Genomic DNA, 5829 nt, shown 5'->3' with positions numbered 1-5829 from the left:
GAGCGCACCCGCATGAGCACCGGACCCATACGCCTCACAGGAACCGCGCACACGGCGCTCCGCCCCGCGTCCGCCGCCCGTATCACCGGGGGATTCTGGGCGGAGCGCCGCCGTGTGAACGCCGCCGCCAGCATCCCGCAGGGGCCCGGCAAGCTGGAGGAGGCGGGGAACCTCCGCAATCTGCGGGCCGCCGCCGGGGCGGAGCCGGGCGGGTTCTCGGGGGACTACCAGTTCCAGGACTCCGATGTGCACAAGTGGCTGGAGGCCGCCTGCTGGCAGTACGCGGACGCGCCTGACCCCGTGCTCGCCGCCGAGCTGGGGCGGATCGCCGCGCTGCTCGCCGCGGCGCAGGACGAGGACGGCTACCTCCAGACGTACTACCAGCTCGGCCGCCCCGACCTGCGCTGGCGCGAACTGGCCTGGGGCCACGAGCTGTACTGCGCGGGCCATCTGATCCAGGCCGCCGTCGCGCACCGCCGCGCCACCGGTCAGGACGCCCTGCTCGCCGTCGCCGAGCGGTTCGCCGGACACATCGACGCCACGTTCGGCGCGGGCCGCGGCAAGGCGGTGGACGGGGTGGGCGGCCACCCGGAGATCGAGACGGCGCTGGTGGAGCTGTACCGCGAGACGGGGCAGCGGCGCTGGCTCTCGCTCGCCGGGTACTTCCTCGACCGGCGCGGCCACGGCGCCCTCGCCGACTCGCTGGGCACCGACCGGGGGCACGACCGGGACCCGGGGGCCGCCTACTGGCAGGACCACGCGCCGCTGCGCGAGGCGCCCACCGTCACCGGCCACGCCGTGAGGCAGCTCTACCTGCTGGCGGGGGCCGCCGACATCGCCGCCGAGACCGGCGAGCCGGAGCTGCGCACGGCCCTGGAGCGGCTCTGGTCGGCCATGGCCCGGACCAAGACGTATCTGACGGGCGGGCTGGGCGCACGGCACGAGGGCGAGGCGTTCGGCGACCCCTACGAGCTGCCGCCGGACCGCGCGTACGCCGAGACCTGCGCGGCCATCGCCTCCGTGCAGTTCTGCTGGCGGATGGCGCTGCTGACCGGCGAGGCCCGGTACGCGGACCTGGCCGAGCGCACCCTGTTCAACGGCTTCCTCTCCGGCGTCGGCCTGGACGGCGAGCGCTGGCTGTACGTCAACCCGCTCCAGGTGCGCGAGGACGGCGAGGAGGCGCACCCGCACAGCGACCAGGCAGCGCGCCGCACCCCGTGGTTCCGCTGCGCCTGCTGCCCGCCGAACGCCATGCGGCTGCTGGCCTCGCTGCCGCACTACGTAGCAAGCGGGGCGAGCGGGGCAAGCGGGGCGAGCGGCGCGGGCGGACTCCAGCTGCACCAGTACGCCACCGGCGCGTACGCGGCGGGCGGCGGCGCCGTCTCCGTGGAGACCGGGTACCCGTGGTCCGGGCGGATCGCGGTGACCGTCACCGAGGCCCCGGCGGGGGAGGAGTGGACGCTGTCGCTGCGGATCCCCGAGTGGGCGCGGAGCGGGCAGGGCGCTCCCGCCGTCCTCGACGGGGCGCCCCTCGACGCCGCGTCGACGCCCGACGGCTGGCTGCGGCTGCGGCGCCGCTGGCAGCCCGGCGAGACCGTGCTGCTGGACCTGCCGCTCGCGCCGCGCCTGACCCGGCCGCGCCCCCGGGTGGACGCCGTGCGCGGCTGTGTGGCGCTGGAGTACGGGCCGCTCGTGTACTGCCTGGAGGAGCAGGACCTGCCCGGCGGCGTGGCGATGTCCGACGTACGCGTCGACCCTGACGCGCCGCTCGCCGCCGAGCGCCGCCCGGATCTGCTCGGCGGCGTCACCGTGCTCACCACCGGGGACCTGACGGCCGTGCCGTACTACGCGTGGGCGAACCGGACGGACGGCGCGATGCGCGTATGGATTCCCCGGCAGGACGGCTGAGCCGGGCGCCGCGCGGAATTCGCCGCATTGCCCCTCAATGTCGACCGAGATTTCGAGCGGTTCGACATACCGGCCGCGAAGAATTTCTCGCCGGTTTCCGGGACTTCAACGAATACCGCGCCGGCCGTAATGTGAAGCGCGTTCGTCTAGCGATCCCCGGTATCGAGAGGAGAGCGAAAATGACGCGCACCGACCCCAGACCGGCGGGGCCCACCCTCGCCGTCGTGGCGCGGGCGGCCTCGGTGTCCATCCCGACGGCCTCCAAGGTGGTGAACGGGCGCGAGGACGTCGCGCCCGACACCCGCCGCCGGGTGACCGAGGTGCTGGACGCGCTGGGCTACGTCCGCCGCCCCCGCCTCACTCCCCGGCACCCGCCGAGGATGGTCGACCTGGTGCTGCACTCCCTGGACAGCCCCTGGTCCGGGGCCGTGCTGCGGGGCGTGGAGGAGGCGGCGCACCGGGCAGGGCTGGAGGTGATGATCTCGGCCGGGCTCACCCGCACCCGGGGCGGCAGGCCGGTGCGCGGCTGGCTCGACCGGCTGGCGCTGCGCGGCACCTCCGGCGTGCTGTTCAACCTCGCGGAGCTGGCGCCCACCCACCACGCCTGGCTGGAGCAGCACCGCGTCCCGTACGCGATGATCGCCCCGGTCGTCGACCCGCCGCCCGGTGTGCCCGCCGTCGGCGCCGCCGACGGGGCCGGGGCGCACCGCGCCGTCGCGCATCTGCTGGCGCTCGGGCACGAGCGGATCGCCGTAGTCGGCGGCTGCCGCGGCAAGGGGAGCGGCGGGGACCGCGTGGCGGGCTACCGCGCCGCGCTGGCGGAGGCCGGGGTCCGGGTGCGCGCGGAGTACGTCCGCTACGCCGGCTTCGACCCCGCGCTGGCCCGCGAGCGCACCCGGGAGCTGTTCGCGCTGCCCGAGCCGCCCACGGCCGTCTTCGCCTGCTCCGACCCGATGGCGCTCGGCGTCTGCCGGGCGCTCGCCGAACAGGGGCTGTGCGTCCCGCGCGATGTGAGCGTCGTCGGCTTCGACGACCTGCCGGAGGCGGCGTGGGTCACGCCCGCGCTCACCACCGTGCGGCAGCCGCTGGCGGAGATGGCGGCCGCGGCGCTGGGGCAGCTGCTGCGCTTCCGGGACGAGGGCGCCGGGGCCGGGCTCGGCAGGACCGAGCTGCCGACGAAGCTTGTGGAGCGGAGCAGCACGGCTCCGCCGGGTGCGTTCGTATGACCAGAGTTTCGAACGACGGTCGTCGTTCCGAACGCGCCATCCGGGCTTGACCCGAGTCGCTGCTCGTCGCCTGGACGCGACCTCATGGAGCGCGCGCGCACGGCGGGGGGTGTGGGGGGGCGCCAGTGCGCCGGTGACGTGGGCGTGTCCCGAGTGCTGCCGGCGCGTTGATGGGGCGGTGGTCATTTCACCTCACACGTCCGACAAGTCCAAGGAGTATGGATGGGTATGCGCAGGCGGGCCGTCGTCACCGCGTTCACAGGTCTACTGATGGCGGGCTCCGCGTCCGTCGCGTATGCGGACGGCAACGACAACGTGGCGGATCCGCCGATGGTGTGTGGTTCGGCGCCGCTGTCGCTGACCGGTCAGGCGCGGCCGTGCGTCACGGATCAGCAGGTCAAGCAGCGGGTCGTCAAGCACGGGACGCAGAGCACGGACGTCATCGACTACGCGGTCGTCATCGCCCCGCTCGACGTGCCGGTGGGCTGAGTTCCGGCATCGCCCATGCGGGCGGCCGGCAAGCCGTTTCCTCTCCACTCTTCTCCGATGTCAGGAGTTCTTGTATGGGTTCTCGCCAACTCGTGGGCGCGACGGTCGCGATGGCGGTCGGCGTGCTCGCTCTGTCCGCCGCAGGCCCGGCGGCGGCGGACACCAATGTCAACGTGCACAGCCCGTCGATGATGTGCGGCACCGGCCCACTGTCCGCCTCCGGTTCCACAAGTGTCTGTGCGGCCCGGCAAGGCGCCGAGCAGGAGGTCCTCAAGTCGCACACCCGGGACGTGGATCTGATCAACCGGCTGGAAGTCGCTGTTCCGGCCACCGCGGGGGGCTGAGCATGCGCCGGACCGGTATGAGCCTGCTGTCGCTGACGGCGCTGGCCTCGGTGCTGGCCTCGGCCGGAACCGCCGCGGCCGACTCCAACCAGGCCGAGCAGCGGCCGGTGATGCTCTGCAACATTGTGCTCCTGTCCCCGGGGGCCCGGGTCGGGGACGGCTGCCGGGCCCTGCAGGTGAGTGGGCAGGGCATCGTCAAGCAGGGCAGCGTGAGCAGTGAGCTGATCGACTACATCGGTGTCCGCCCGGTGGGGCTGTGATCCCGATGTGGTCCGTGCCGCCGGTGCCGACGCCCACCGTCCTCGGTGAGCGCGGCACCGGCGGCGGAGGGGCGGTGTCAGGTGCGTGCGTGGGCGCGGATGGTGGACCAGGCGCGGGTGATGGTGTCCTTGCTGGTGTACGGCGCCCCCACGGCCGCGCGCAGCACCGGGCGCCCGTAGGCGGTGGCCGGGGTGCACAGCAGGCTCGGCTCGGCGGCCAGGCGCGTGGTCAGCTCAAGGGTTCGCTGGTCGCTGTCGCACCGGAAGACCACCAGTCCCAGCGCATGGGTGACGAGGTGGAAGCCGGATTCGTCGTCGACCAGGCGCGCCAGGTGTTCGGCCAGCGCGATGTCGTGGCGGATCGCCTCGCGCAGGCCGTGCAGGCCGTGGGCGCGCAGCACGTACCAGAGTTTCAGGGCACGCATCGGGCGGCCCAGCTGGGTCTGCCAGTCCTTGAAGTCGACGACCCTCCCGGAGTCGGTGGCGGCGTTGCGCAGGTACGCGGGGGCGGTGCTCATGGCTTCGGTCAGCGCCTGCCGGTCGGCGACCCACAGCACGTCGCAGGGCGTGCCGGTGCGCATCCATTTGTGGGCGTTGACCGCGTACGAGGCGACGTGCTCAAGGCCGCGGTTGAGATAGCGGTGTTCGGGGCACAGGGCGGCGCTGCCCGCGTAGGCGGCGTCCACGTGCAGCCACACTCCGCGCTCGCGGCACACCGGGCCGATCTCGGCGATCGGGTCGATGGCGCAGGTGGCCGTGGTGCCCAGGGTGGCGACCACGGCCGCGGGCACCAGCCCGACGGCCCGGTCCGCGTCGAGGCGGTCCGCCAGTGCGGCCGGGTCCAGGGCGTGCGTGTGCGGCGCGGTGGGGACGTGGACGACGTCCCCGACCCCGGCGATCCGCGCGGCTTTGGCCACGCACGAGTTGGCCTGGTCGCCGGCGTACACGCGGTAGCGGCCCTCAGTGCCGTGGGTGCGCCAGCGTCCGTGCGAGGCGCGGTGGAGCGCGGCGGCGAGGGCGACCAGGACGGCGGAGGACGCGCCGTCCTGGATCACTCCGCCGCCCCGTCCCGGGGAGTGCAGGAACGTCTCCGGCAGGTCCAGCGCCCTGGCCAGCCAGTCGCAGACCACCTGTTCCAGCTCGGTCGCCGCAGGGGAGGTCGACCACAGCATGCCCTGCACGCCCAGGCCCGCCGCGACCAGTTCCGCCAGGACCGAGGCTGGGGAGTTGCTGGTCGGGTAGTAGCCGAGGAAGCCCGGGTGCTGCCAGTGGACCAGCTGCGGAACGATCGTGTGCCAGGTGTCGTTCAGGATCTCGGTCAGGTCCTCGCCGTGTTCCGGCGCCGTCGTGGGCAGCGCCTTCTTCGTGGTGCCGGGCCCGCCGGGCGGCACTACCGGAAGCTCGCCCGTGGCCAGGTCCCGCCAGTGTGCCGCCAGCCGCTCGGCCGCCGTGGCCGCGACGGCTGCGAAGTCTTCACTCATACACCGACAGTAAGTGCGCCTCCTGTGCACATCATGAATTGCGACGAAATGACCACTCGTACGAGGCTGCTGTGGCTCCCCCCACCCGAACTGCTGCCCCACGGGCTCGCCGCGCTGAGCG

At 73.7% G+C, this 5829-nt stretch carries 6 protein-coding genes; 5 read left to right on the top strand and 1 reads right to left on the bottom strand.

Features of this window, described 5'->3' with window-relative positions; genetic code table 11:
• The first annotated feature begins 12 nt into the window (after positions 1-12).
• The 5 genes from G5C65_RS29755 to G5C65_RS29735 all read left to right on the top strand — a co-directional run bounded on the left by G5C65_RS29755 (position 13) and on the right by G5C65_RS29735 (position 4227).
• Complete coding sequence (locus tag G5C65_RS29755) at positions 13-1908, top strand: glycoside hydrolase family 127 protein (protein ID WP_165302150.1); 1896 nt, start codon at positions 13-15, stop codon at positions 1906-1908.
• Between the two features lie 179 nt (positions 1909-2087).
• Positions 2088-3134, top strand: a complete 1047-nt coding sequence (locus G5C65_RS29750) for a LacI family DNA-binding transcriptional regulator (RefSeq protein WP_165302149.1) — start codon at positions 2088-2090, stop codon at positions 3132-3134.
• Between the two features lie 222 nt (positions 3135-3356).
• Positions 3357-3623, top strand: coding sequence for a hypothetical protein (locus G5C65_RS29745; RefSeq protein WP_165302148.1), 267 nt, complete (start codon positions 3357-3359; stop codon positions 3621-3623).
• Positions 3624-3697: 74 nt separating this feature from the next.
• A complete protein-coding gene (locus G5C65_RS29740; RefSeq protein WP_165302147.1) occupies positions 3698-3967 on the top strand; it encodes a hypothetical protein in 270 nt (89 codons plus the stop codon).
• Between the two features lie 17 nt (positions 3968-3984).
• Complete coding sequence (locus G5C65_RS29735; RefSeq protein WP_165302146.1) at positions 3985-4227, top strand: hypothetical protein; 243 nt, start codon at positions 3985-3987, stop codon at positions 4225-4227.
• Between the two features lie 77 nt (positions 4228-4304).
• Here G5C65_RS29735 and G5C65_RS29730 read toward each other — a convergent pair whose 3' ends face one another.
• Positions 4305-5708, bottom strand: coding sequence for a pyridoxal phosphate-dependent decarboxylase family protein (locus tag G5C65_RS29730; RefSeq protein WP_165302145.1), 1404 nt, complete (start codon positions 5706-5708; stop codon positions 4305-4307).
• Between the last annotated feature and the right edge of the window lie 121 nt (positions 5709-5829).

Source organism: Streptomyces boncukensis (assembly GCF_011045075.1).
Lineage (GTDB): Bacteria > Actinomycetota > Actinomycetes > Streptomycetales > Streptomycetaceae > Streptomyces > Streptomyces boncukensis.
This window is presented reverse-complemented; position numbering and strand designations above follow the sequence as displayed.